The organism is Domibacillus sp. 8LH (genome assembly GCF_038806185.1).
GTDB lineage: Bacteria > Bacillota > Bacilli > Bacillales > Domibacillaceae > Domibacillus > Domibacillus indicus_A.
Genome location: NZ_JAVJNG010000002.1, coordinates 548,745 through 575,286 on the forward strand (window position 1 = coordinate 548,745; position 26,542 = coordinate 575,286).

24 protein-coding genes and 1 pseudogene are annotated in these 26,542 nt (G+C 46.5%); 24 read left to right on the forward strand and 1 reads right to left on the reverse strand.

The genetic code is table 11. The annotated features are described in order from the left end of the window. Positions 1–58: 58 nt before the first annotated feature. Positions 59–2,569, forward strand: coding sequence for a preprotein translocase subunit SecA (gene secA / locus RG959_RS06090; RefSeq protein WP_342796368.1), 2,511 nt, complete (start codon positions 59–61; stop codon positions 2,567–2,569). 137 nt (positions 2,570–2,706) lie between these two features. Beyond that, positions 2,707–3,805, forward strand: a protein-coding gene (gene prfB, locus RG959_RS06095; protein WP_342796369.1) for a peptide chain release factor 2 whose coding sequence is annotated in 2 segments (ribosomal slippage) — positions 2,707–2,778 and positions 2,780–3,805 — 1,098 coding nt in all. Because the reading frame shifts where the segments join, the coding sequence is not laid out codon by codon here. A 45-nt stretch (positions 3,806–3,850) separates the two neighbouring features. Here prfB and RG959_RS06100 read toward each other — a convergent pair. Further along, positions 3,851–4,837: a M23 family metallopeptidase gene (locus RG959_RS06100; RefSeq protein WP_342796370.1), complete on the reverse strand. Its 987-nt coding sequence runs from the start codon at positions 4,835–4,837 to the stop codon at positions 3,851–3,853. A gap of 153 nt (positions 4,838–4,990) precedes the next feature. On the opposite strand from RG959_RS06100, the gene spoVAC reads away from it, so the two are divergent. The 22 genes and pseudogenes from spoVAC to RG959_RS06210 all read left to right on the forward strand — a co-directional run bounded on the left by spoVAC (position 4,991) and on the right by RG959_RS06210 (position 26,540). Then, positions 4,991–5,464 carry a stage V sporulation protein AC gene (gene spoVAC, locus RG959_RS06105; RefSeq protein ID WP_342796371.1) on the forward strand — a complete coding sequence of 158 codons (474 nt, stop codon included), beginning with the start codon at positions 4,991–4,993 and terminating at the stop codon, positions 5,462–5,464. Beyond that, positions 5,464–6,474: a stage V sporulation protein AD gene (spoVAD, locus tag RG959_RS06110; RefSeq protein WP_342796372.1), complete on the forward strand. Its 1,011-nt coding sequence runs from the start codon at positions 5,464–5,466 to the stop codon at positions 6,472–6,474. The genes spoVAC and spoVAD overlap by 1 nt, the downstream gene beginning before the upstream one ends. After that, positions 6,471–6,647, forward strand: coding sequence for a DUF1657 domain-containing protein (locus RG959_RS06115; RefSeq protein ID WP_342796373.1), 177 nt, complete (start codon positions 6,471–6,473; stop codon positions 6,645–6,647). Before spoVAD ends, RG959_RS06115 begins: the two co-directional genes overlap by 4 nt. Before the next feature lie 25 nt (positions 6,648–6,672). Continuing rightward, a pseudogene (locus tag RG959_RS06120) lies at positions 6,673–7,368 on the forward strand (DUF421 domain-containing protein); the annotation flags it as partial. 143 nt (positions 7,369–7,511) lie between these two features. After that, positions 7,512–7,871, forward strand: coding sequence for a cytochrome c551 (gene cccB, locus RG959_RS06125; RefSeq protein ID WP_342796374.1), 360 nt, complete (start codon positions 7,512–7,514; stop codon positions 7,869–7,871). Between the two features lie 90 nt (positions 7,872–7,961). Further along, on the forward strand, positions 7,962–9,434 hold the full coding sequence (locus RG959_RS06130) for a spore germination protein (protein WP_342796375.1): 1,473 nt from the start codon (positions 7,962–7,964) through the stop codon (positions 9,432–9,434). Next, positions 9,431–10,519, forward strand: a complete 1,089-nt coding sequence (locus tag RG959_RS06135) for a GerAB/ArcD/ProY family transporter (protein WP_342796376.1) — start codon at positions 9,431–9,433, stop codon at positions 10,517–10,519. Before RG959_RS06130 ends, RG959_RS06135 begins: the two co-directional genes overlap by 4 nt. Next, positions 10,516–11,640: a Ger(x)C family spore germination protein gene (locus tag RG959_RS06140; RefSeq protein ID WP_342796377.1), complete on the forward strand. Its 1,125-nt coding sequence runs from the start codon at positions 10,516–10,518 to the stop codon at positions 11,638–11,640. The genes RG959_RS06135 and RG959_RS06140 overlap by 4 nt, the downstream gene beginning before the upstream one ends. A 211-nt stretch (positions 11,641–11,851) precedes the next feature. Continuing rightward, complete coding sequence (ftsE, locus tag RG959_RS06145; protein WP_342796378.1) at positions 11,852–12,538, forward strand: cell division ATP-binding protein FtsE; 687 nt, start codon at positions 11,852–11,854, stop codon at positions 12,536–12,538. Next, positions 12,528–13,412: a permease-like cell division protein FtsX gene (ftsX, locus tag RG959_RS06150; protein WP_342796379.1), complete on the forward strand. Its 885-nt coding sequence runs from the start codon at positions 12,528–12,530 to the stop codon at positions 13,410–13,412. The genes ftsE and ftsX overlap by 11 nt, the downstream gene beginning before the upstream one ends. A gap of 33 nt (positions 13,413–13,445) precedes the next feature. Beyond that, positions 13,446–14,804 (forward strand): murein hydrolase activator EnvC family protein, encoded by a 1,359-nt coding sequence (locus RG959_RS06155; RefSeq protein WP_342796380.1) that lies wholly within the window; start codon positions 13,446–13,448, stop codon positions 14,802–14,804. Between the two features lie 133 nt (positions 14,805–14,937). Further along, a complete protein-coding gene (locus RG959_RS06160; RefSeq protein ID WP_242231870.1) occupies positions 14,938–15,045 on the forward strand; it encodes a YjcZ family sporulation protein in 108 nt (35 codons plus the stop codon). Between the two features lie 127 nt (positions 15,046–15,172). After that, positions 15,173–15,712: a redoxin domain-containing protein gene (locus tag RG959_RS06165; protein ID WP_342796381.1), complete on the forward strand. Its 540-nt coding sequence runs from the start codon at positions 15,173–15,175 to the stop codon at positions 15,710–15,712. A 75-nt stretch (positions 15,713–15,787) separates the two neighbouring features. Then, entirely contained in the window at positions 15,788–16,918 is a 1,131-nt protein-coding gene (locus tag RG959_RS06170) for a trans-sulfuration enzyme family protein (RefSeq protein ID WP_342796382.1), read from the forward strand. Between the two features lie 94 nt (positions 16,919–17,012). Further along, a complete protein-coding gene (locus RG959_RS06175) occupies positions 17,013–18,206 on the forward strand; it encodes a PDZ domain-containing protein (RefSeq protein WP_342796383.1) in 1,194 nt (397 codons plus the stop codon). Positions 18,207–18,684: 478 nt separating this feature from the next. Next, positions 18,685–18,813, forward strand: coding sequence for a protein YhfH (gene yhfH / locus RG959_RS06180; RefSeq protein ID WP_242231866.1), 129 nt, complete (start codon positions 18,685–18,687; stop codon positions 18,811–18,813). Between the two features lie 157 nt (positions 18,814–18,970). Beyond that, positions 18,971–19,606 carry a YfbR-like 5'-deoxynucleotidase gene (locus RG959_RS06185; protein ID WP_342796384.1) on the forward strand — a complete coding sequence of 212 codons (636 nt, stop codon included), beginning with the start codon at positions 18,971–18,973 and terminating at the stop codon, positions 19,604–19,606. Between the two features lie 66 nt (positions 19,607–19,672). Next, entirely contained in the window at positions 19,673–19,909 is a 237-nt protein-coding gene (locus RG959_RS06190) for a CsbA family protein (RefSeq protein WP_251270042.1), read from the forward strand. Positions 19,910–20,056: 147 nt separating this feature from the next. Continuing rightward, a complete protein-coding gene (gene uvrB, locus RG959_RS06195; protein WP_342796385.1) occupies positions 20,057–22,033 on the forward strand; it encodes an excinuclease ABC subunit UvrB in 1,977 nt (658 codons plus the stop codon). A 10-nt stretch (positions 22,034–22,043) separates the two neighbouring features. Beyond that, a complete protein-coding gene (uvrA, locus tag RG959_RS06200) occupies positions 22,044–24,896 on the forward strand; it encodes an excinuclease ABC subunit UvrA (RefSeq protein ID WP_342796386.1) in 2,853 nt (950 codons plus the stop codon). 65 nt (positions 24,897–24,961) lie between these two features. Further along, positions 24,962–26,164 carry a DUF4097 family beta strand repeat-containing protein gene (locus tag RG959_RS06205; protein WP_342796387.1) on the forward strand — a complete coding sequence of 401 codons (1,203 nt, stop codon included), beginning with the start codon at positions 24,962–24,964 and terminating at the stop codon, positions 26,162–26,164. 28 nt (positions 26,165–26,192) lie between these two features. Beyond that, entirely contained in the window at positions 26,193–26,540 is a 348-nt protein-coding gene (locus RG959_RS06210; RefSeq protein ID WP_342796388.1) for a phage holin family protein, read from the forward strand. The last annotated feature ends 2 nt before the right edge of the window (positions 26,541–26,542 follow it).

A 26,542-nucleotide genomic window follows, 5' to 3' on the forward strand; every position in this document is an offset into this window, starting at 1 on the left:
ATTAACTAGGAAAAATGCGAAGGTTTTGCCCTGTTGAACCTGAAAAGGAGCGTTTAAAATGGGTTTATTAAATAAAGTGTTTGATGCGAATAAAAAAGAAATAAAAAAACTTGAAAAAACAGCTGTAAAAGTGGAGGCGCTGGCGGATGAAACAGCGGCGCTTTCCGATGCAGCGTTAAAAGATAAAACAGAAGAATTCAAACAGCGTTATCAAAAAGGCGAATCGCTTGATAACCTGCTTGTAGAAGCGTTTGCCGTTGTACGGGAAGCCGCGAAGCGTGTGCTTGGCCTTTACCCGTATCGTGTTCAGCTCATGGGGGGAGCCGCCCTTCATGAGGGGAATATCTCTGAAATGAAAACCGGTGAAGGGAAAACGCTGACGGCCACAATGCCGGTTTATTTAAATGCGATTTCAGGCAAAGGCGTTCATGTTATTACCGTCAATGAATACCTGGCATCCCGTGATGCGGAAGAAATGGGCCGTCTTTACGAGTTTCTCGGCTTAACAGTCGGTCTGAATTTAAACAGCTTGTCGAAAGAGCAGAAAAAAGAAGCGTACGAGCGTGACATTACGTACGGAACAAACAACGAATTTGGCTTTGACTACCTGCGTGACAATATGGTGCTGTACAAAGAGCATAAAGTACAGCGTCCGCTTCACTATGCGGTTATCGATGAAGTGGACTCTATCTTAGTCGATGAAGCGCGGACGCCGCTTATCATTTCCGGACAGGCAGCCAAATCAACGCAGCTGTATATCCATGCGTTTTCATTCGTCCGCACGCTGAAAGAAGAAGAAGACTTCACGGTTGATATTAAAACGAAAAGCGTACTGTTAACCGAAGAAGGAATGACGAAAGCGGAAAAAGCATTCGGCATTGAAAACTTGTTTGACTTGAAGCATGTCGGCTTAAACCATCATATTACACAGGCGCTAAAAGCGCGTGTGACGATGCATCGCGACGTGGATTACGTTGTGCAGGACGGGGAAGTCGTCATCGTTGACCAGTTTACCGGCCGCTTAATGAAAGGGCGCCGCTATTCTGACGGGCTTCATCAAGCAATTGAAGCAAAAGAAGGCGTTCAAATTCAAAATGAAAGCATGACAATGGCGACGATTACGTTCCAGAACTTCTTCCGGATGTATGAAAAGCTTTCCGGTATGACGGGTACGGCCCGCACGGAGGAAGAAGAATTCCGCAACATTTATAATATGCGTGTAGTGGCGATTCCGACAAACCGTCCAATTGCCCGTGATGACCGCGCCGATTTAATTTATGCAACGATGAACGGTAAATTTATGGCTGTGGTGGAAGATATCCATGAGCGCTACCAGAAAAAACAGCCGGTTCTAGTCGGGACAGTGGCGATCGAAACATCTGAGCTTATTTCAGCCCACTTAACGAAAAGAGGCGTTCCGCACAACGTGCTGAATGCGAAAAACCACGAGCGGGAAGCGGAAATCATTCAGGATGCCGGACAGCCGGGTGCTGTGACGATTGCGACTAACATGGCTGGACGCGGAACCGATATCAAACTCGGTGAAGGCGTCAAAGAGCTTGGCGGACTGGCTGTTATTGGAACAGAGCGTCATGAATCACGCCGGATTGACAACCAGCTTCGCGGACGCTCCGGCCGTCAGGGCGACCCGGGTGTCACCCAGTTTTATCTGTCAATGGAAGATGAATTGATGCGCCGCTTCGGATCGGATAATATGAAGTCGATGATGGCCAAGCTTGGCATGGATGACACTCAGCCTATTCAAAGCAAGATGGTATCCCGGGCGGTTGAATCTGCGCAAAAACGCGTAGAAGGCAATAACTTTGACGCACGGAAACGTCTTCTTGAATATGATGATGTATTACGCCAGCAGCGTGAAATCATCTACAAGCAGCGTGACGAAGTGCTCGAAGCAGAAAACCTGCGCAGCATTTTAGAAGAAATGGTGACCAAAACAATCGCGGCGACGATTGCGGCACATGCGAACGATGAAGAAGCGGCCGAGCCGTATGACGCAGAAGGCATTGCCGACACGGTAAACGCGAACCTGCTTGAAGAGGGAGCGGTATCAGCGGATGAACTTCGCGGCCAGGACCTGGATACAATCAGCCGCATTATTTCTGACAAAGTCACGGAACGCTACAATGAGCGTGAAGCACAGCTTGGCGCCGAGCAAATGCGTGAATTTGAAAAAGTTGTACTGCTTCGTGCCGTCGATTCAAAATGGATCAACCACATTGATGCGATGGATCAGCTTCGCCAGGGGATTCACCTGCGTGCTTACGGACAGATTGATCCGCTTCGCGAGTATCAAAACGAAGGCTTTGCCATGTTTGAGCAGATGATTGCTGCCATCAACGAAGAAGCCGCCAAGTATGTCATGAAAGCGGAAATCCGCAGCAACCTTGAGCGCCAGGAAGTAGCAAAAGGCCAGGCGGTTAATCCGAAAGAAGAAGAAGCACTGAAAAAGAAAAAACCGCTTCGTAAAGCGCCGGAAATCGGACGCAATGAGCTGTGCCCATGCGGCAGCGGCAAAAAGTATAAAAACTGTCACGGACTTCAAGAGTAAAAACAGAATGCACAAAAACGAGTTGCTTTCAAGGCGAGCAGCGAGCAGCAGCCTTGAAAGCAGGCGTTTGGCAGCGGACTGGGGTGCGGTTTTCCGCACCCGCACTCTTTTATTACATTAATTTAGAGGTGGACTAGATGGAACTATTTGAAATTCGCAACACGCTTGACAATTCAGCCGAGAAATTGGCGGACTTCAGGGGGTCTCTTTGACTTAGAAAACAAAGAGGCACGAATGGCAGAGCTTGAAGACCGTATGCTTGACCCTGATTTCTGGAATGACCAGCAGGGTGCACAAGCGGTTATTAATGAATCAAACGCGCTCAAAGAGCTTGTGAATGAATATAAAGATTTGGTGGAAACACAGGAAAATCTTGAAATGACCCACGAGCTGTTAAAAGAAGAAAACGATGCGGATTTACATGAAGAGCTTGCGAGTGAAACGAAAGAATTTCAAACGCGTCTTGACAATTTTGAGCTTCAGCTTTTGCTGAGCGAACAGCATGATAAAAACAATGCCATTTTAGAGCTTCACCCTGGTGCCGGCGGAACCGAGTCACAGGACTGGGCATCACTTCTGCTGCGGATGTACACACGCTGGGCAGAAAAGCGCGGCTTTAAAGTGGAAACAATTGATTACCTGCCGGGCGATGAAGCCGGGGTTAAAAGTGTAACGCTGCTTATTAAAGGCCATAACGCCTACGGCTATTTAAAAGCGGAAAAAGGCGTTCACCGCCTTGTGCGGATTTCACCATTTGATTCATCAGGCCGCCGCCATACTTCTTTCGTATCGTGTGAAGTCATGCCGGAATTTAATGAAGAAATCGAAATCGAAATCCGGACAGAAGATTTGAAAATCGATACGTACCGGGCAAGCGGCGCCGGCGGTCAGCACATCAATACAACCGATTCCGCTGTTCGGATTACCCACATTCCGACAGGCGTTGTGGTCACGTGCCAGACAGAGCGTTCGCAAATTAAAAACCGTGAGCATGCGATGAAAATGCTCAAAGGGAAATTGTATCAGCGCCGCTTAGAGGAGCAGGAAGCAGAGCTTGCCGAAATTCGCGGTGAACAAAAAGAAATCGGCTGGGGAAGCCAGATTCGCTCGTATGTATTCCATCCGTATTCCATGGTAAAAGACCACCGGACAAGTGAGGAAACAGGAAACATCCAAGCGGTTATGGATGGCGATTTAGACGCATTTATTAATGCGTACCTTCGCTCCCGCCTATAAAAAGAAACAAACCACCAGAACCCATGCGGTTCGGTGGTTTTTTTGTTAATTCGACTTTTTCTCAGCTTTTTCCGCCTGTTCCCAGTGGGAGAGAGACGGGTACGGGTCAAATGCCCATTCCATCCGGCCGTTATATTTGTACATCCCGTAATGAAGATGAGGTGGGAACTTGCCGGCTGTGCCTGGCTTACCATAGCCGGAGCTGCCGACGTAACCGACAACCGTGCCTGGTTTAACAATCATGCCTTCTTTTATTCCTTTTTCAAAGCCCGACAGATGGGCAAAATAATGGTACACATTATGGACATCTCGGATGCCGACCCGCCAGCCGCCATATTCATTCCATCCTTTTATTTCAATGATCCCGTATGTGGTGGCCCGCACCGGGACACCATAAGAAGCAAACAAATCGGTTCCTTCATGCATCCGGCGCCCGCCCCATCCGCGTTTGTCCCCCCACGTGCTGCGGTAGCTGTAGTTATACCCTAAAGGAAGAGGAAAAGCATGGCCATCCAGCTCAATTGTATCGAAGTGGCGGTACAAAGCCGCAATCGTCATAATCTGTTTCACTGATGCGTCTTTTTTATAATAATCCTTCAATGCTTTTTTAATATCCGATTCCAGATAGCCATTTTTCGTTAACAGGGTCGCCATTGTAAACAATACATCATCCGGATCATTTGGATCGGCTTTTCCGTCCTGATCGCCATCAAGCCCGTGGCCGCCAAAAAAAGAAATCACGGCGGGTGTCGTTGTTTTTTTCAGCGGGTTCAGCTGTCCAACCCAGGTGCTGCGCGGAAAATGAATGCTGATTGTGCCGGTTCGGTCAGGCAGGTCATCGCGGACTACTTGAATATTCCGCTCGAATTGGTCAACAGCGGCTAAATAATACCACGGCACCAGCGTCTGCCGTTCCATTTTTTCGTAATATGCTGCTCTTTCCTCCGTAACGCGCTGTTCCGCGGAAACAGGCATGACGCTTAAAAAATAAAGGATGAGGCATGCCATCGGCAGCCGGCTCCACTTTGACATTTACACCCCTCCGTTTCTTTACAGCTATATCGTGCCCCAACTTTCTCTCCGTTTGTCCTGTTACTTCTTGGATGAATAAATATGGCTTTTTTTTGTCACGCTATCTCTGTTCAAGCAAAAAAATGTGACAGCGACAGAGAAGGACGTGACAACATGGCAAATCAAAAAAAGTTAACACAAGAACAGACAGATTATCAAAAGTTGCAGAAAAAGCGGGAGGCAAAACGTCCGGTTGCACGAAACTGCCTGCATGCTTTTTTAGTCGGCGGTCTTATTTGTGTAGTCGGCCAGGCCATTCAATACTTTTATATTTTCTTTTTTAACTTTACGGAGCAGACAGCCGGGAACCCGACGGCCGGCACGATGATTTTTATCGCCATGCTCCTGACCGGGTTTGGCGTTTACGACCGGATCGCTCAATTTGCGGGAGCTGGCTCTGCTGTACCGTTGACCGGATTTGGCAACGCGGTGATTTCAGCTGCCATCGAGCACCGTTCAGAAGGATTTGTGCTTGGGGTCGGCGGCAACATGTTTAAGCTGGCAGGATCGGTTATTTTATTTGGGGTGTTTTCAGCTTTTATCGTCGCCACTATTAAAATTTTATGGATTCAATGGGGTGGTTTGTGATGCAGATAGGGCAGCGCACGTGGGTGTTTGACCAAAAACCGGTGATTGTAGCAACAGGAACCATAGGCGGTCCGTTTGAAGGAAAAGGCCCGCTGGCGGATGATTTTGATATGCTGCACGAGGATTTATGGCTGGGGGAAGATTCTTATGAAAAAGCCCACCGGCTCCTGTTTGAGCAGGCGTGTGAAACCGCACTGGCAAAAGGAAGACGCCATAAAGAGCAGGTCCAATATATTTTAGGCGGCGACTTAATTAACCAGATCACGCCGACAAGCCTGGCGAGCCGGTCGATTGGCGCGCCATATCTCGGCTTGTTCAGCGCCTGTGCCACTTCGATGGAAGGACTGGCGCTAGGCGCAATGATTATCAATGCAGGCGGTGCAAATTATGTGATCGCCGGTGCTTCAAGCCATAACGCGGCTGTGGAAAAACAGTTTCGCTATCCAACGGAATATGGCGGTCAAAAGCCGCCGACGTCTCAATGGACCATAACGGGAGCGGGAGCGGCACTTTTAGGAAATGAAGGAAGCGGCCCGCGGGTGACTTCTGCAACGATCGGGAAAGTGATCGATATGGGCCTGACCGATCCGTTTAATATGGGCGGTGCGATGGCTCCGGCCGCAGTCGATACCATTGAAGCACATTTAAAGGACCGCGGCGTTGATCCTTCGTATTACGACTTAATTGTAACCGGTGATTTGGGCCGAATCGGCCATTCTGTTTCCATGGACTTATTCAAGAAAAATGGCACGCCTGTTAAGGAAGAGCAGTATAAAGACTGCGGCATTATGATTTACAACGAAAGTCAGCCGGTTTATTCAGGCGGCAGCGGTCCGGGCTGTTCAGCTGTAGTCGCGTACGGCCATTTATTGAACGAGATGAAAAAAGGAAAAATCAACCGTATGCTTGTTGTAGCAACCGGTGCCCTTTTATCGCCGCTTACGTACCAGCAGGGTGAATCCATTCCATGTATCGCCCATGCCGTATCGATTGAGGCCGAAGGGGAATGAAAGTAACAAGTGAAATGGATCAATGCTTGGCCAGCTTAAGAAGCATCCAGTCAAGCCTTTCGACACTTATCGTGCTGTCAAAGCGGGAAGAGTCTAAAGAGGAGCTGTATGAGGCTATTCTGGCTGTCAGGGAAGCAGCAGACGATATACAAAAACGGTTAGAAACGTATTAAGAATGGCGAAAAAGGAGGTACAGCCATGCCGGATTGGTTAGATGTTACCTTTCGCGCCGTACTGTTTACAGCAGTGTTGTTTCTTATTACGAAAGTTTTGGGGAAAAAGCAGCTGGCCCAGCTGTCTTTCTTTGAATATGTAGCAGGTATCACCATCGGAAGTATTGGCGGGGAAGTGATTATGGGGCTGGAACGGGATGTGGTCCACGGAGTGGTTGGTCTTGCTGTGTTTACCGTGATTCCATTTTTAACGGGCTATATTTCATTGAAGAGCCGGAAGTTCCGCAGTTTTGTGGAGGGAAAAGGTGTCGTTTTTATTAAAGAAGGAAAAATACTGGAAGAAAATTTAAAAAAAGAACGGTACACCATTGATGAACTTTCCGAACTTCTGCGACAAAAAAATGTGTTTCAAGCCGCAGATGTAGAGTTTGCGGTACTGGAAGCATCAGGGGATTTAAGTGTCTTGCTAAAAAAAGAAAACCAGCCGTTAACACCTGCGATGCTGGGACTCTCGGTCCGCCCGGAAAAAGAACCGCAGACCATCATTATGGATGGCCATATTCTTGACGAGTCGCTTGCCGCTCTCCGGTTAAATAGAGGCTGGCTTCATGAAGAACTCCAGAAGCAGGGAGTAACCGTTGATAACGTTTTTCTCGGACAAGTGGATTCATCTGGTCAGCTGACCGTTGATTTGTTTGACGACCGTCTTCAAGTTCCTCCAATGACGTAGCTGTAAGAAAGCCCCCGGTGTATCTACACACTTGCCTTGATGAAAAGCCGGGAATAAAACCTGCTTTTTCGTCATAGGCTGCCGAGTTTGGTATACTTACGGTGAGTTTTTATCGAGAGAAGGGGGAACAGCAAATGAAATGGAAAAATTCACTGTTGGCATTGATGCTTGGCTCATCTCTGGCATTGGCTGCATGTGGTGGCGGAGAAGATGCAGCGGTCGAAGAAACAGAAGAACAAACACCGTCCACAGATGAAGGAACAGGTGAAACAACAGCTTCGGTCGGTGAAGAAGTGTATACTCAAAGCTGCTTAAGCTGCCACGGCGAAAATCTTGAAGGCGCATTTGGGCCGGAGCTGAGCAATATTGGAGCGAAGATGAGCAAAGAAGAAATTTTAAACGTGATTGAAAACGGACAGGGGCAGATGCCAAAAAATGTAGTAGAAGGCGAAGAGGCGGAGGCAGTGGCTGCCTGGCTGGCTGAAAAAAAATAACACTGAAATGCGGAACCGGCATATGCTGGTTCTTTTTGTGCATAAAATACTGTTTTTTCCTCATCCTACTGAGAAAAGGGGCGAGGCATTATGCCATTTTGGTGGCAGGATAAAGGCGGTGTATTTAAGAAATCAGCATCTGAAAATGCGGCCGCGATCATAGCACTGACTGACTCAAGTGATGTAAAACAAAGAACATTTTCTTACGGGAAAGTACAGGGAATCCTTATCTATATGGAAACGATGGTTGAAGCCGTTAAAGTGGAAAGTCATGTTCTTCAGCCATTAAAAGAAAATGGTTCAAGAAAGCCGGAAGCGGCCTTAACGGTGGTCGAGTATGAAGAAGCGGCAGATCATAATGATGCATTAAAAGGGTTATTAAGAGGGAAGACCCTGCTATTTATAGAAGGAAATCCAGCTTGTCTGCTTTGCCGAACAGAAAGAGATGCAGGGCGCTCCATTACGGAGCCCATGAATGAAAAAGTAGTGCGCGGTCCTCATGACGGCTTTGTTGAAGACATTTCAGTTAATATCTTCTTGGTCCGCAAACGGATTGAAAGTAAAGGGCTGGTGGTTGAATATTTAGAAAAAGTAAACAGAACTACTAATTTACTGGCGATTATGTATGAAAAAGATATTGCGAATCCAGAGCTTGTCCAACGATTGAAAAAAAGGCTGGAATCCATTGATGCGGAGATCATTTACAATGCAGGGCAGATTGAAGAATTAATCGAAGATTCCACCCTGTCCCCTTTTCCTCAGATGTTGAACACGGAAAGACCGGACCGGGTCGCGGCTAATTTGCTGGAAGGGCGTATTGCCGTTTTCATAAACGGCGGTCCAACCTGCTTGATCGCACCGGTTTCCTTTTTTTCCTTTTACCAGTCTCCGGATGATTATACGTCACGGTCGCTTGCCGGATCTTTTTATCGAATGATCCGCTTGTTTTCCTTTTTCTTTGCGATTCTTCTGCCGGCTTTTTATATTTCAGTCGTCAGCTTTCACTCGGAAATCGTGCCGAGGGATTTAATTTTGCAGTTAAAGGGTTCCGTGGAACAAGTTCCGTATCCAGCCCTAATTGAAGCTCTATTTATGGAGCTGACGATTGAACTGATCCGGGAAGCGGGGATCCGGCTGCCGACGCCAATTGGCCAGACAATTGGCATTGTCGGCGGTCTGGTGATCGGGGATGCGGTCGTAAGTGCGGGGCTCGTTTCGAACTTTACGATCATTGTTGTCGCCTTAACCGCCATTTCTTCTTATGTGGTGCCTTCAATCGAAATGAACACAGCCATTCGCCTTCTTCGATTTCCTTTTATGGTGTCGGCATCCCTGTTTGGATTCTTCGGTATTGTGTTTGCGCTTATGATCCTCTTAATTCATTTGTGCAAGCTCACGTCTCTTGGCATGCCTTATTTCTCACCACTTGCGCCACTTCGAGTAAAGGATTTAAAGGACGTTTTTATAAGGAAAACGTGGTGGAAACTAACGAAGCGGCCATATGACAGCAAACCGCAGACACTGAAAAGAGAGAACAAAGGAAGACAGTGGGTGGAAAAATGAAAAGAGAAGCAAGTATTTCGGGGTGGCAGCTCTTTTTTTTCCTGCTGCAAACTCAGGTAGGGGTAGGAATCTTAACTCTTCCATATGAGGTTCACCAAGTTGCTGGAAAAGATGGCTGGATGTCCGTTTTACTGGCTGGTTTTTTCATACAAATAGGGATCTTTGTTATATGGCTATTGGCTTGTCGTTTCCCTGAAAAGACATTGGCTGATTTTTTACCGCTCCTTGTTGGACGCGTTTTAAGTATCATTATTATAGCCTTTTATACACTCTTTTTTTTCGTAGTTGCCAGCCAGGTTTTAGCGATTTTTCTTTCTATTACAGCAGACTGGGCATTTCCACGTACACCGTTTGTTGTTTTTGCAGTCATTATTACGGCTCTTACCATTTATTTGATTCAGGAAGATGTGCGCGTCATCGCGCGGTTTCACGTATTGATGTCCTTTTTGCTTCTCGGTGTGCTCCTGGTCTTTCTTTTAATGTGGAATTACTTAAACGTGTACTATTTGCTTCCGGTCGGTTCTTCGGGTTTCAAAGCCATTTTATCAGGTTCCCAAAAAGCTCTTTTTGCGTTGAACGGTATCGAAATTCTGCTCTGGCTTTTTCCGTTTACACAGGCGGAAAACAAAAAAAAATGGATGGCTGCTGCAGGAGCGAGCTTGGTTGTTACGATCATTTATACATTGCTGGCGCTTTGCGCGTTTGCTTATTTCAGTACCGTTAAGTTAACACATGTACCAGAGCCGGTTCTCTATATGATTAAATCGATTGAACTCGGCATTGTAGAACGGCTCGATCTTATTTTTCTTTCTCTTTGGGCTGTGTTTTCGATTACTTCTTTTATGAGCTACTTGTATATAGCAGCAATGGGTGCCGCCAAAGTTGTGAATGCGAAGCACCATAAGAAGTCTGTTTACGTTTTGGGCGTATTAATCGTACCGCTGGCTATTTATACGAGTAATGCAGAGGCTATCAAAATTCTCGGCAGAATCACTGGAACAGCCGCTATTGCTTTTCTATTTGTTATTCCGTTGTTTTTACTCCTTGTGGCCATTATCAGAAAAAAACGGGAGGTTACAGGATGAGAAATTGGTGGACTATCATTCCTCTTTCTCTGCTTTTAGCAGGCTGCTGGGACCAAAAGTCAGTTAAAGATCTGAATTTAATATTTGGTGTAGGCATCGACAGGGAAGAAGAAAACAATCTGACGCTGACGATCGAAATTCCCCAGGAAAGTCAAGGAACCACCAGTGGAGGGGGCGGAACCGAAGGGCCGACCCAGCAGGCTGCGCAAAGCTTAGTCATGTCGGAAAAAGGGCAGACAATTCGGGACGTGGCGTTTCAGATGGACCGCCGTATTGATGGTGCACTGGATATTTCAAAATTAAGTGTATTAATGATTGGAAAAGAAAGTGCGCAAAACGATTTGTATGCTCTGCTGGACGCCTACTTCCGTAACCCTATCAGCCCCTTAAACGCCAAACTTTTGGTCGTAGACGGGCGGGCGGATGAATTTTTTCATCAAGATTTCAAGGGCCAGACTCTTTACAGTGATTATTTTTTTAAGTTAATTGAAACAGCTGAACAGGAATCAGCTATTCCCGTCACAAATATGCAGCTGGCCTGTAACCTTCTTTTAGACGAGGGAAGCGATGGTGTGATTCCTCTTATTTCCTATAATGAAGAGCAGAAAGCAGCTGAGATAAACGGAAGCGCGCTATTTAACGGGCGTTCGATGAGCGGGGAGCTGACAGCGAAAGAAACCTCATCATTTTTAATCATGGTAAATCAGGCGCAACAGGAGCTGCCGCTTACATTCCGTGTAGAGGGAGAAGAGGATATCTCAGTCACGCTTATAGATTCAAAAGCAAAGCTGAAAGTGAATGTGCCGAAAAACGGAAATCCGACGGCAACGGTGTCTGTAGATATGGAGGTGCAGGTAATCGAGTATCCTCCGGATCACTTTGAAAAAGAAAAGGTGATGAAAAGCTTAAATCAGCAGCTGACAGAAGAAGCGGAAAAGCTGTTCCAGCAAACGGTCCAAAAAATGCAGGAGGCCAATTCGGACGCATTAGGTATTGGACGAAGAATTATAGCGAAAGATCCAGACGCCTTCAAAAAGCTCGACTGGGGAGAAGTATATCCCGATATGGATATAAAAGTTGAGACAAAAGTAAAAATTGAAAGAACCGGGGCCATCTTTTAATATACACAATTCCATCCCATTATCTTTCAGACACCCAAAGCGCTTATTCGATAAGCGCTTTTTTGCTGCTTTTTTGTCGAAAAATGTTACAAAAGGAAATAAATCTGTAACATATTCTTTTCATTGTGACAAAACAAACAGTGCTATAATGTTTTGTGGACAGGCGGAGTGGGTATATAAGCCGCCCGAATTAACGAAACCAGGTGATGAAATGATTGACATGAAAGGCGTGACGAAAAAATACCCAAATGGGGTCACAGCGCTGTCAAGCGTTGACGTCACAATTAAGCAAGGTGAATTTGTTTACATCGTCGGTCCGAGCGGTGCCGGAAAATCGACGTTTATTAAATTAATCTATCGTGAAGAAAAGCCGACCGGCGGAACCGTAACGGTCGGCGGTATGAACATCGCCACCCTAAAGAGGCGGTCGGTGCCTGCGCTGCGCCGCAAAGTTGGCGTTGTCTTTCAGGATTTTAAGCTTTTGCCGCTTCTCACTGTATATGAAAATGTGGCCTTTGCACTTGAAGTGATTGAAGAAGAGCCGGCTGTCATCCGAAAGAGAGTAATGGAGGTGCTCGATTTAGTCGGGCTGAAGCATAAAGCGCGCATGCTGCCGACCGAATTGTCCGGCGGGGAACAGCAGCGGGTGGCCGTTGCCCGTTCGATCGTCAACAATCCGAAGGTGGTTATCGCGGATGAGCCAACCGGGAATCTTGATCCGGACACATCATGGGACATTATGCGCCTCTTTGAAAGAATTAACGAACGCGGCACGACAATCGTGATGGCAACGCACAATAAAGATATCGTCAATACGCTTCGGCGCCGGGTTATTGCGATTGAAAACGGACGGATTGTCCGTGATGAACAGCGGGGTGATTATGGTTATGAAGCCTAGAACCTTGCGCCGCCATTTCAGGGAAAGCTTTAAGAATCTCCGGCGGAACGGCTGGATGACGTTTGCCGCTGTTTCAGCGGTCACAGTGACGCTTTTGTTAACCGGCATTTTTCTGGTGATTATGCTGAATTTAAACAAAGCGGGAACGGATATTGAAAATGACGTCGAAGTTCGCGTTCATATAAAGCTTGATACGACAGAAGCTGAAAAAGAGCAATTAAAGAAACAGATTAGCAGTCTGCCGGAAGTTGAAAACATTGCGTATTCGTCCAAGGAGCAGGAACTGCAAAACTTGATTAAAGATATGGGCAATGATTACGCTCTCTTTGAACAAAGCAATCCGCTGTATGACGTTTATATTGTAAAAACAGCGCGTCCGCAGGATACACCGGATGTGGCACGGAAAATTGAGCAATTCGCCCAAACAGAAAAAGCGGTGTATGGAGAAGAAGAAGTGAAAAACCTGTTCAGCTTTATGAAAACAGCGCGCAATGTTGGTGCTGTCCTCGTAGCAGGCCTTCTGTTTACTGCGATGTTCCTAATCTCCAATACAATTAAAATCACTATTTTTGCCCGTCGAAAAGAAATTGAGATTATGAAGCTTGTTGGAGCGACAAACTGGTTTATCCGCTGGCCGTTTTTATTAGAAGGACTGTGGATCGGACTGCTTGGCTCCATTCTTCCGATCGCAGCGATTGCAGTTGGATACTATTATGTGGAGCAGGCCCTTTCTGCAAAACTTGCAGCGCAGCTGGTAGAATTTATCGACTATCTTCCACTTGTGCTGCCGGTCACAGCACTCATGCTGGTGATGGCTGTGTTTATCGGAATATGGGGCAGCTTCCTTTCCGTCAGACGGTTTTTAAAAATATAAAACAAGCATACAGGGATGAGAGGGGTCAATTCGTTGAAAAGAAAATCGTACGTGGCGCTTGCGGTGGCAGCGTCCATTGGATTCAGTTTTACGGGAGGCGCTTCAGCAGAAAGCTTATCTGATTTGCAAAAGCGCCAGCAGCAAATTCAGTCACAAAAATCCGGTCTTGAACAAAATATCAATAAAAAAGAGGAAGCTATTTCTAATCTTCAGCAGCAGCAGGACAGTGTAAACGCGGAAATCCGTAAGCTGGATGGGGCGATTACAGATTCCGAGTCAAAGATCCGGGCAAAAGAGCAGGAAATTGCCGATACAAAAGCAGAAATTGAACGCTTAAGAGCGGAAATCGAAGAGTTAAAGATTCGCATCGCTGAGCGTACGGAAGTATTAGAAGACCGTGCCCGCTCGATTCAGCAAAGCGGCGGATCGGCCAACTACATGGAAGTACTGCTTGGAGCAGAAAGCTTCAGTGATTTTGTCAGCCGTGCAACAGCCGTTACGGCGCTTGTAAATGCAGATAAAGAGATTTTGCAGGAGCAGGAGCGGGACAAAAAACAGCTTGAAGCCAATGAACAAAAAGTAAAAGAAGAGCTTGCAAGCTTGGAAGACATGCTGGCAGACTTGCAAACAATGAAAGCGAAGCTGGAAAAACAGCGTGCAGCGAAAAATGAAGTGATGAAAGGTCTTGTTGCGGATGAGCATGAAGCGCATGAGCAAAAGCTCAGCCTTGAAGAAGAACAAAGCCTGCTAAGCGCGCAGGAAGCTTCGATTCAAGCAGCCATCAAAGCAGAACAAGCCCGTATTGCCGAGCAGAAACGTTTAGCGGAAGAAGCGGCGAAAAAGAAAGCGGAGCAGGAAGCCGCAGCGGCAGCAAAAGCCGCAGCTTCAAAAGCCGCCGCTGCTTCTTCATCAGCACCGGCTGCTCAAGAACAGCAATCGGCTCCAGCAGCAGAGCCAAAGCAGGAGGCTCGTTCAACAGCAGCGCCAGCTGATACAGGCGGCATGTTTATGCGCCCGGCCGAGGGAACTTTTACGTCAGGGTTCGGCCTGCGTTCACTTGGCGACCATAAAGGGATAGATATTGCGAACAGCGAAAGTGTGCCGATCGTAGCTGCTGCAGATGGTGTAGTGAGCCGTTCTTATTATTCAGATTCATATGGAAATGCGATTTTTATCTCGCATTCTATCAATGGACAAGTTTATACAACCGTTTATGCGCATTTGTCTGAGCGTGTTGTACAAGGCGGCAGCGTATCCAAAGGCCAGGTGATTGGCTACATGGGTAACACAGGCCGTTCTTACGGACAACATCTTCATTTCGAAATTCATAAAGGTCCTTGGACATTAGGCAAAGAAAACGCTGTTGACCCGGCTCAATATATTGACCTGTAAGAAAAAGTGCTTGTCTTCCCTGCCCAAAAGCAGGAGGGGACGAGCACTTTTTTCTTTATCTAGGCGGCTTGCCCTTCCGGCTTTTTCCTTTGTGCATACGCTGTAAGTGTAACGGACAGGGAGGTGGAGAAACATGGGCGAATACAAAGAAAACGGGTACGGCAGCGGATTCGCGCTTGTAGTCGTATTGTTTATTCTACTTATCATCGTGGGCGCAGCATATGTTGGCTGGGGATTTTAATGCAGGAAAGCCGCTTTATGGCGGCTTTTTTTTGTTTTTCTACTGTTTGCAGATAAGTGGGGGGAAGCGGTCATATGATATGATGGAAGGAGTGAGGAATGATCATAACCTGCTGGAGGAGACGCATATGCGCAAGAAATGGCTAGGCATCGCACTGCTCATTCTTTTAATAGGGCTGGCCGGCTTTCGGTTGTATGAAGATCGTAAAGACGTAACGGATATCGGTGAAAAAGGTATAGCCGTGACAAACGACAAAAACGGTATTGCAATCGGAGAGAAAGCACCAGATTTCCATTTGGAAACAATAGATGGGAAAAAGGTGAAGCTGTCGGATTACAAAGGGAAGAAAGTGTTTTTAAATTTCTGGGCAACATGGTGCCCCCCGTGCAAAGACGAAATGCCTCACATGCAGGCCTTTTACGAGGAAAAGCCGGACAATGTTGAGATACTGGCGGTTAATATAGAAGAAAGTTCGTCTAAAGCGAAGGATTTTGCCCATCAATATGATATCACGTTTCCTGTGCTGCTCGACGAAAGCGGTGCAGTGACAGAGGAGTATGATGTGTATACAATCCCTACTACATACGTGCTTGATGAAGAAGGCACGGTATCCCAAAAAATCGTTGGTCCGATGGACGAACCGATGATGAAAGAGCTAATCCGCTAATCCGCTCCCTGCCGGGCGGATTGTTTTTGTGCAATTTTCGGAATATAATGGACAGATGAAAAGGAGTGGACAACGATGGATTCTTTTAACACAAAAGCATTACATGGCGAAAAGCTGCCAAAAAATATTCAAAGCAAGGTTACGCCGATTTACCAGACATCTGTGTTTGCATTCAACAGCTTGGAAGAAATGGAAGGCTATTATAATGGGGAATCCCCTTATCTGTATACACGTGTCGGCAATCCCAATGCAGATGAGCTGGCCAATATTACAGCACGTCTTGAAGGAGCACCAGAGGGAGTAGCAGCGTCATCTGGCCTTGGTGCGATTACAGCTGCAGTTCTGGCTGTGGCCAAAAGCGGCGATCACATTGTAGCCGCGCAGGATGTATATGGCGGCACGTTTTATGCGATGAAAGAAGAGCTGTCGCGTATGGGCATTGGAACTTCGTTTGTAGATTTTGAAGACTTGTCAGCTGTGGAAGCGGCCATCCGCCCGGAAACGGTTATGCTGTATACAGAATCAATTACAAACCCGTTTTTGCGTGTTGAGAATATAGCAGAAGTATCGGCTCTTGCCAAGAAAAAAGAACTTGTTTTAATGGTGGATAATACGTTTGCCACTCCGTTTTTAATCAAGCCTTACGAGTTAGGTGCAGATCTCGTTGTTCACTCAGCGACGAAATATATCGGCGGACACAGTGACGTGTCAGCAGGTGTTGTAGTTGGAAAGGAAGAATACATACAAGCAGCGAGAAGCCGTGTTGTGAACATTGGCATGAACTTAAGCCCGTTTGAATCATGGCTCGCATGCCGAGGAGCCAAAACGCTTGGCCTGCGGATGGAGCGCCAGTCTGCCAATGCAGAGAAAGTGGCAGACTGGCTCCGTACTCATTCAAAAGTAGAAAAAGTTTTTTATCCAAAAGGCGTATCTGAGCAGGGGAATGGAGCGATCGTTACGATTGACCTGGCGAAAGATACAGACGAATTTGCTTTCTTCCGCTCACTTGGCTGGATCGGGATTGTTCCGTCGCTTGCCGGTGTAGAAACATCCGTTTCATGGCCGTTTGGTACTTCCCACCGTTCACTTAATGCAGAAGAAAAAGCAGCCGTCGGTGTTTCTGAGAAAACCGTTCGTATTTCAATTGGTATTGAAGAAGCAGAAGACATTATCGGTCAGTTTGAAAAGGCGCTCAGCGAAGCTTGATGAAAAAGCGCCATAAGTCTGTTAACGATTGCAGAAGCTTTCTGATACAATAATAGAGAGAAAGACTTTTGTGCAACGCTCTGGAGGGACTTTTATGGCTTTGGACTGGCTCATGCAGCTCATTACGGCTGCAGGAAGATTATTGCTTCACCCTGTCTTTTATTTTTCATTTGTTCTGGCTTTTGTAGTCGGCATGTTTCGTGTCACGCGTGAACGCAAGGACTTCGGCACACGCGTATATGATATATATCAAGAAATCCGGTTTATTTTGCCGTCGAGCCTGGCAGTAGGTCTCGTGCTGTCTATTATTTCTCTTGGTCTTGGCCTGGCTTTACCGGCTGACCTGCTCAGCTTTATGGCAGCGCTGTTTATTATCTTCAGTATTGGCGGCTTTTTTCTGCTGTCGCCTGCCTGGACTTTAACAGCCGCTTATGCTGTATTTGTTCTGGCCGATTACGCGGGATATTCATTTATTTCCTATGAACCTTTGAAAATAGAAAGCATTTTATCTATTCTAGCCCTTATCACGGCACTTCTGGTAATAGCCGAAGGGGTGCTTATTCATAAGCGCGGTTATCAGGGAACGTCGCCGCGCCTGGAGATGAGTAAGCGCGGACAAAAAACGGCGGTTCATTTGGCGCGGCGCCTTTGGCTTGTTCCAGTATTTCTCCCGGTTCCAGGAGCCCGCCCGCTTGAATCATTTGCGGATTGGTGGCCGGTGATCCCAATTGGCGCCGAGCATTACTACCTGATCTTATTTCCGTTTCTAGTCGGCTTTTCAATGACTGTGCGCAGTACACTTCCGGCGCTGGCCGTACAGGCGACGGGTAAAAGTGTTATTTGGGCCGGTGCTCTGACATTGCTTATTGCGGCAGGCTCTTATTGGGTATGGCAGCTGTCCGCGGCCGCTGTTTTATTCGCGGCTATTGCGCGCATAGCAATTACCCGCCGGCATTTCAGCTATGAAAAGCATCGTCCATACTTTTTTACAACCCAGCCGAAAGGAATCATGGTGGTGGGCGTTCTGCCGGGAGCACCTGCCCGAAAGATGGGGCTGATGATTGGTGAAATTATCACAAAAGTAAACGGGATACCAGTAGGGACAGAACCAGAATTTTATAAAGCGCTGCAGAAAAATGCTGCTTATTGCAAGCTTGAAGTGATTGGTACAAACGGGCAGGTTCGATTTACGCAAGGCTCTATTTATGAAAATGAACACCATGAGCTTGGCCTGCTATTTGCGCCTGAAGAAAAAGAATATCTGGATGACTCTGTGTTTTCTGATTAAACGCCCTTTTTGAAGGGCGTTTCATTGTCTAGACAAAGTCTTTCGCTTTTAAAAAAGAGCCGATAAGTGGTGTGGAAGATCCGTAAGCAAGGACCGAATAGACATTTTCCCCTTTTTTAAACAGAAAGATATGACCTTATTAACTCTATACAATCTTGTCGCAAGCCACTTGGCGGCGGGAGGGCGGCGCAGACTCCTATGGGACTAGCGGGCAGCGGAGACCGGTGGAGCCGCCAGGCGAAGCTGGGCTCAGCGCCTGCCCCATGGAAAGCGGAGCTGCCTGGATGCCGCCGATCTATCCCATTCATGTGCACGGATCCATATAATTTATCTACAGTCTGAAACGCCCTTTTCGAAGGGCGTTTTTTTATCGCAAAAAACGAATTTATTATATAACACATGTTGACTTTTTGTATCTGTTATAATACAATAAACGTACAGCAACACATCAACCAAAAATCAGAAGGGGGACATGAACATGATGCCGTTAGAATTTTACCGTAATATCCCGGGGAAAGAGTGCTGCCAGTGCGGGGCACAGATAACAGAGCAGCATGAGTCGTACCATACGGAATGTGAACGCTGTTTAAGTAAAGTAGAAGAGTAACTTTTTCGGAGAATGTAATCGGATTCAATACAAAAATCCACTCGTTGTTCCATAACAGAGTGGATTTTTCTTTTTTTTCTGTTTATTTGCCGTTACAATAGTCATCATACCTTACAGAAAATGAACAGGTTTCTTCATTAGAAAAGGAGTGGATGTCATGGGGGTACATACATACTTTAAAACACTGTCAGATCTTGAGCATTTATACCGCCTGCCGGGGAAGTTTAAATTTCAAAGCCATAATGTGGCGGCTCATTCATTCAAGGTTACAAAAATCGCTCAATTTTTAGGCACAGTCGAGGAAATGAAAGGCGCAACAGTGGACTGGCGGTCTTTATATGAAAAAGCACTCAACCATGATTATGCGGAGTTGTTTACCGGAGATATTAAAACGCCGGTGAAGTATGCGACAACAGAATTAAAAGAGCTGTTTTCGCAGGTAGAAGAAAAAATGGCACGCCGCTTTATTGAAGCGGAATTTCCACCGGAGTTCCACGAAGCCTATTTTAGGCGTTTAAAAGAAGGGAAAGACAGTACGCTTGAAGGACGCATTTTGTCAGTAGCCGATAAAGTGGATTTGCTGTATGAAGCGTATGGAGAAATTTTAAAACGAAATCCAGACCCGCTTTTCTTTGAAATTTACGAAGAAGCGCTCAACACGATTTTAAAATTTCAAGATCTTCGTTGTGTGCAGTATTTTATCGACCACATTATGCCGGATATGCTGGCTGAGAAATTTATGCCGCACAGTGAGCTTCGAGATTTAACAGAGCGCATTATTAACCGGTCATAACAAAATCCAATCTTTCCGAAAAAAGAAAAATCCAGTATGATAAAAGAAAAAACTTAGGAGGGCATGATGGTGGATAAGCTGATTCTGGCAATGTTTATGCCGGCTTTGCTTGTTTTACTGTTTTCACGTGTAACATACAACCAGTTTCTTGGCGTTATTTTGACAGTCGCACTGATTGCCGCATCTGCCTATAAAGGATATACCCATACGTGGGAATTGATCGTAATGGACGCTTTTTCTATTACAGCCGGCCTTTGGCTGTCCAACCGAATGATGAAACGGCTGAAGGTAAAGCTGAATTGACACCGAAGTGGATTCGGTGTTTTTTATCGCCGCAAAAACACTCATTCCGAACAGGTGTGTGCTTTTTGTTGGCTTTTTTTGTTTCGATCATGATAAAATGGGAAGTATAAAAGAAAGAAGAACGGATATAGACAGGGGGACAATGCGTTGGCGCATGAATTTAACTTAGTTTCTAAATATAAACCGGAGGGCGACCAGCCGGCAGCCATTGCAGAACTTGTCGAAGGCATTCGCAGTGGCAAAAAACATCAAACGCTGCTTGGCGCGACAGGTACAGGGAAAACATTTACCGTCTCAAATGTGATTCAGGAAGTGAAAAAGCCCACGCTTGTCATCGCCCATAACAAAACGCTTGCTGGCCAGCTTTACAGTGAGTTTAAAGAATTTTTTCCAAATAACGCAGTGGAATACTTCGTCAGTTACTACGATTATTATCAGCCGGAGGCGTACGTCCCGCAAACGGATACATTTATTGAAAAAGATGCCAGTATTAACGATGAAATTGATAAGCTGCGCCACTCGGCAACGTCTTCTCTATTCGAACGCGATGATGTCATTATTATCGCGTCTGTGTCGTGCATTTACGGCCTCGGTTCACCGGAAGAATATAAGGAAATGGTGATCTCGCTCCGCACAGGCATGGAGGTGCCGCGAAATGATTTGCTTCGGCGCCTTGTTGACATTCAATATGAACGAAATGACATTGATTTTAAACGCGGAACGTTCCGGGTTCGTGGAGATGTAGTAGAAATTTTTCCGGCTTCAAGAGACGAGCGGTGTATTCGTGTTGAATTTTTTGGAGATGAAATTGACCGCATTCGCGAAGTGGATGCTTTGACCGGAGAAATTATGGGTGACCGCGAGCACGCCGCTATTTTCCCGGCCAGCCACTTCGTTACGCGGGAAGAAAAAATGAACATTGCCATCGGCAACATTGAGCAGGAGCTGGAAGAGCGCCTGGCAGAGCTTCGGGCAGAGGAAAAGCTTCTAGAAGCGCAGCGTTTAGAACAGCGGACCCGCTATGATCTGGAAATGATGCGGGAAATGGGCTTTTGCTCAGGAATTGAAAACTATTCGCGCCATTTAACACTTCGTCCGCCAGGTTCAACTCCTTATACATTATTGGATTATTTTCCAGATGACTTTTTAATGGTCATTGATGAGTCCCATGTTACGCTGCCGCAGGTGCGCGGCATGTACAATGGCGACCAGGCGCGCAAGCAGGTGCTTGTTGACCATGGGTTCCGCCTTCCATCCGCGAAGGATAACCGGCCTCTTACTTTTTCGGAATTTGAAGAGCACATTAACCAGATTGTATACGTATCGGCAACACCAGGCCCATATGAGCTTGAGCAAACGCCAGAAATGACACAGCAGATTATTCGCCCGACTGGCCTGCTTGACCCAACCATTGACGTCCGGCCGATCGAAGGGCAGATTGACGATCTGCTCGGCGAAATCAATGAACGCATCGAAAAAGACGAACGCGTACTGATCACAACATTAACAAAGAAAATGTCGGAAGATTTAACGGATTACTTGAAAGAAATCGGCATTAAAGTGCAGTATTTGCATTCGGAAATTAAAACACTTGAGCGAATTGAAATTATCCGCGATTTGCGCCTCGGCAAGTATGATGTTCTCGTCGGAATCAACTTACTCCGGGAAGGAATCGATATCCCGGAAGTATCGCTAGTGGCTATTCTCGATGCAGATAAAGAAGGGTTCCTTCGCTCCGAACGGTCGCTTATTCAAACCATTGGCCGGGCTGCACGTAATGCCGAAGGAAAAGTCATTATGTATGCTGATAAAATGACAGATTCCATGACAAAAGCGATCGAAGAAACAAAACGCCGCCGTGAAATTCAAGAAGCGTACAATGAGAAGCACGGCATTACGCCAATGACCATTCAAAAAGATATCCGCGATGTGATACGTGCCACACAAGCAGCGGAGGAAACCGAAACATACGCTTCAAAGAATACCGGCCGAAAAATTTCAAAGCAGGAAAGACAAAAACTTATTGCGAGCTTAGAGGCGGAAATGAAAGAAGCAGCGAAAGCACTCGATTTCGAGCGTGCTGCCGAGCTTCGTGACGCATTGTTTGAATTAAAATCAGAATAGAGGTGCCCTCATGGCCATTGATCATATATCTGTAAAAGGGGCACGTGCCCATAATCTAAAAAATATTGATATAACCATTCCACGTGACCAGCTGGTCGTATTAACCGGCTTGTCCGGATCAGGAAAATCATCGCTTGCCTTTGATACCATTTATGCGGAAGGACAGCGGCGTTATGTAGAATCGCTGTCTGCCTACGCCCGCCAGTTTTTAGGGCAGATGGATAAACCGGATGTCGACTCTATCGAGGGATTATCACCGGCGATTTCCATCGATCAGAAAACAACAAGCCGTAATCCGCGTTCGACCGTAGGAACCGTAACAGAAATTTATGATTACCTGCGTCTTTTATATGCACGGGTTGGGCGGCCTATCTGTCCGATCCATGGCATTGAAATTACTTCCCAGACGATCGGCCAGATGGTCGACCGGGTTATGGAGCTGGAGGAACGAACTAAAATTCAAGTGCTCGCTCCGGTTGTCTCCGGCCGTAAAGGCACGCATGCGAAAGTATTTGAAGACATAAAACGACAAGGGTATGTCCGCGTGCGTGTAAATGGAGACATGCGTGATTTAGAAGAAGAGATTGAACTGGAAAAAAACAAAAAGCATTCCATTGAAGTTATTATTGACCGGATCGTCGTAAAAGAAGGTGTAGAAGCGCGTCTGGCAGATTCGATGGAAACGGCTCTCCGCCTTGGTGAAGGAAATGTCATCGTCGATGTGATCGGTAAAGAAGAAATGCTGTTTAGTGAGCACCATGCCTGCCCGCATTGCGGGTTTTCGGTTGGGGAACTGGAACCGCGCATGTTTTCATTCAACAGCCCATTCGGTGCCTGCCCATCCTGCGACGGTCTTGGCATGAAGAAAAAAGTAGATGCGGATTTAGTGATTCCTGATAAAGACCTGTCTTTAAACGACAATGCGATTGCTCCATGGGAACCGATCAGTTCTCAATATTATCCGCAGCTTTTAAAAGCGGTTTGTACACATTACAAGATTGATATGGATACACTGTGGAAAGACCTTCCAGACGAGCATAAGGATAAACTTTTGAATGGTTCTGGAAAGGACCGCATCCGTTTTCGGTATGAAAATGACTTCGGACAAATCCGGGACAACCATATCGTCTTTGAAGGTGTACTCAGCAATGTAGAGCGCCGCTATAAAGAAACAAGCTCGGATTATATCCGGGAACAAATGGAAAAGTATATGGGTGAATCGAAGTGCCCGACTTGTAAAGGACAGCGGCTGAAAAAAGAAAGCCTGGCCGTTAAAATTAACGACTTAACCATTTCTGATACGACTGCTTTTTCCATTCAAGAAGCAGCTGACTTTTTCAAAGATATTGAGCTGACTGAAAAGGAAATGCAAATCGCCCGCCTTGTGCTGCGGGAAATTTGCGAACGGCTTGGATTTTTAATTGATGTCGGCCTTGATTATCTAACATTAAGCCGTGCAGCCGGCACACTTTCCGGTGGAGAAGCGCAGCGGATCCGGCTCGCCACGCAAATCGGCTCACGCCTGACCGGTGTACTGTACATTTTAGACGAACCTTCCATCGGCCTTCATCAGCGTGATAATGACCGCTTGATTCGCACGATGCAGAATATGCGTGATATTGGCAACACCCTTATTGTCGTTGAGCATGATGAAGACACCATGATTGCAGCTGACTATTTGATCGATATCGGTCCGGGCGCAGGTGTTCACGGCGGTTCGGTTATTGCGGCGGGCACACCGGAAGAAGTAATGAAAAATGAAAAATCACTCACCGGCCAGTACTTGTCGGGCGATAAATACATTCCTCTTCCGGAGGAGCGGCGCAAGCCGGATGGCCGCTGGGTTGAAGTCATTGGCGCGAAAGAAAACAATTTAAAAAACGTAAAAGCGAAATTCCCGCTCGGCGTATTTACAGCTGTAACAGGTGTATCGGGTTCAGGAAAAAGTACGCTCATTAACGAGATCCTTTATAAAGCACTGGCGCAAAAGCTGAACCGGGCAAAAGCGCGTCCAGGCGCCCACAAAGAAGTGAAAGGAATCGATCAGCTCGATAAAGTCATTGATATTGACCAGTCGCCGATCGGCCGCACGCCGCGCTCCAACCCGGCCACTTATACGGGTGTTTTTGATGACATTCGGGATGTGTTCGCGCAGACAAACGAAGCGAAGGTACGCGGGTACAAAAAAGGCCGTTTCAGCTTTAACGTAAAAGGTGGCCGCTGTGAAGCGTGCCGGGGAGACGGCATCATTAAAATTGAAATGCATTTTCTGCCGGACGTATACGTACCGTGTGAAGTATGTCATGGCAAACGGTATAACCGGGAAACGCTTGAAGTAAAATACAAAGGCCAAAGCATCTCAGATGTGCTTGAAATGACCGTTGAAGATGCGCTTGAGTTCTTTGAAAACATTCCGAAAATCAGCCGGAAGCTTCAAACCATTGCAGATGTCGGCCTCGGCTATATTACGCTTGGCCAGCCGGCCACTACCTTGTCCGGCGGGGAAGCGCAGCGTGTTAAATTGGCATCCGAGCTGCACCGCCGCTCGACCGGCCGCTCGTTTTATATTTTGGATGAGCCGACAACGGGCCTGCATACCGATGATATTGCCCGGCTTCTTCAAGTGCTGCAGCGCCTCGTTGATAATGGTGATACGGTGCTGGTCATTGAGCACAACCTTGATGTGATTAAGGCGGCCGATTATCTTGTTGACCTTGGCCCTGAAGGAGGCGATAAAGGTGGAACGATCGTAGCATCCGGCACGCCTGAAGACATCGCTGCGACGAAAGAATCACATACTGGTCACTATTTGAAGAAAATTTTAGAGCGTGATCGTGAGCGTATGGCTGTCAAAGCAGAATAAAATGAAACCTTTTGATGGAGCGTTCGTATATACGAATAGAAACGAAAAACGGGAGGTTTACATTGATGAGCGAAGAAAAACTGCGCATATTAAAAATGGTTGAATCCGGAGTGATTTCAGCGGATGAAGCAGTCAAATTGATTGAAGCCTTAGAGAAGGGCAGCGCCATCTCAAGCGAGAAAGAAACGCGTTCTTCTGCAGCAAAAGAGGAAGAGAGCTCGAAAGGCTTCAACCTGGGCGGCCTTTTTGAAGAACTGGAGAAGTTCGGTCAAAAAATGGCCGGCCAGCGCCCGACAACCGAAACCGTTACTCAGTCAAAAGACAAGTTATTCGAGTTTATGCAGTCAGCTGTTAAACGATTGAAAGATGTAGAAATGCCATTTGTCGGAAAAGGAACTGAATTTACACATGTTTTTCATGAGCAAAATGTAACGCCGCGCCGTTTAAAGCTTGAGACAGCGAATGGATCCGTTACAGTCCGTCCATGGGATGGCGAAGGTGTAAAAGCGGAATGCCATGTGAAAGTATTTGGCGTTTCTACAGAAGAAGAAGCAAAACAGTCCTTTTTGAAAAACAGCATTTTTTATGCCCGCGAAGATAAACTGTCTCTTTCAGTCGGCTTAAAGCTGATGAAAACAGATATTACGCTTTTTATTCCTTCAAAGGAACTGGATGATGTGTCGGTAAAACTATTTAACGGTGCATTTGATATGAGGGATGTAGAAGCAGAGAAGCTTGAGGTCCGTTCCGGAAACGGGAAAATAGAATTGAAAAACAGCCGCATTGCGGTGATCGAAGCAGAAACAGGAAACGGCCCGATCCGCCTGATTGACTGTGAAGGAGAACGGGCAGAGCTTAATACGTTTAACGGTGCGATTCATATGGTCGGAACCTATCGGTTTGCCGATTTGCAGACGTTTAATGGCAACCTGCTATACGATGCGAAAAGAGATCAGGCCGAGGCAGTCCGCGCTGAATCCATGACGGGAAATATTGAACTTTATGTACCACAGGATCTTGCTGTAAAAGGAGAGATTCGCACAACCGCAGGCCGGCTGACGCTGCCGGAAACAGGAATGGGCCATGTTTCAGAAAAAGATGAGCGCATCCAAAAATCATTGAAGTTTGAAAGTGAAAACGTGATGGGTGACCGTCAGCTCATGATTGATGCGGAAACGAAAACAGGCTCGATTACACTGCGGATGTCTTCATTGCGCCAGACACCGCCGCCAGGCTCGGACGAGGATTCGTTTGGGGATGGCATTTAATTACTAAAGAAGCAAGGGAGTTTTCAGAATGGGCTGGATAGCAGGCGTGCTTATTAATGCCATTTTGCTTGTTGCATTGGCAGGCTATTTTCCAGGGCTGCATGTGGATAGTTTCCTCTATGCAGTTATTGCCAGCCTGGTATTATCCGTTTTAAATCTTATTGTCCGGCCAGTGCTTGTGATCCTAACACTGCCGATCACGATGATTTCACTTGGGTTGTTTTTATTTGTCATTAACGCTATTACGCTTCTGATGACAGACAGCATTATGGGCTACGCATTTGAAATTGAAAGTTTCGGGCTCGCGCTTGTGATCGCCATCATTATGGCTTTGGTCAATATGATTTTGCAATCGACTATTTTAAGAAGAAAATAAAA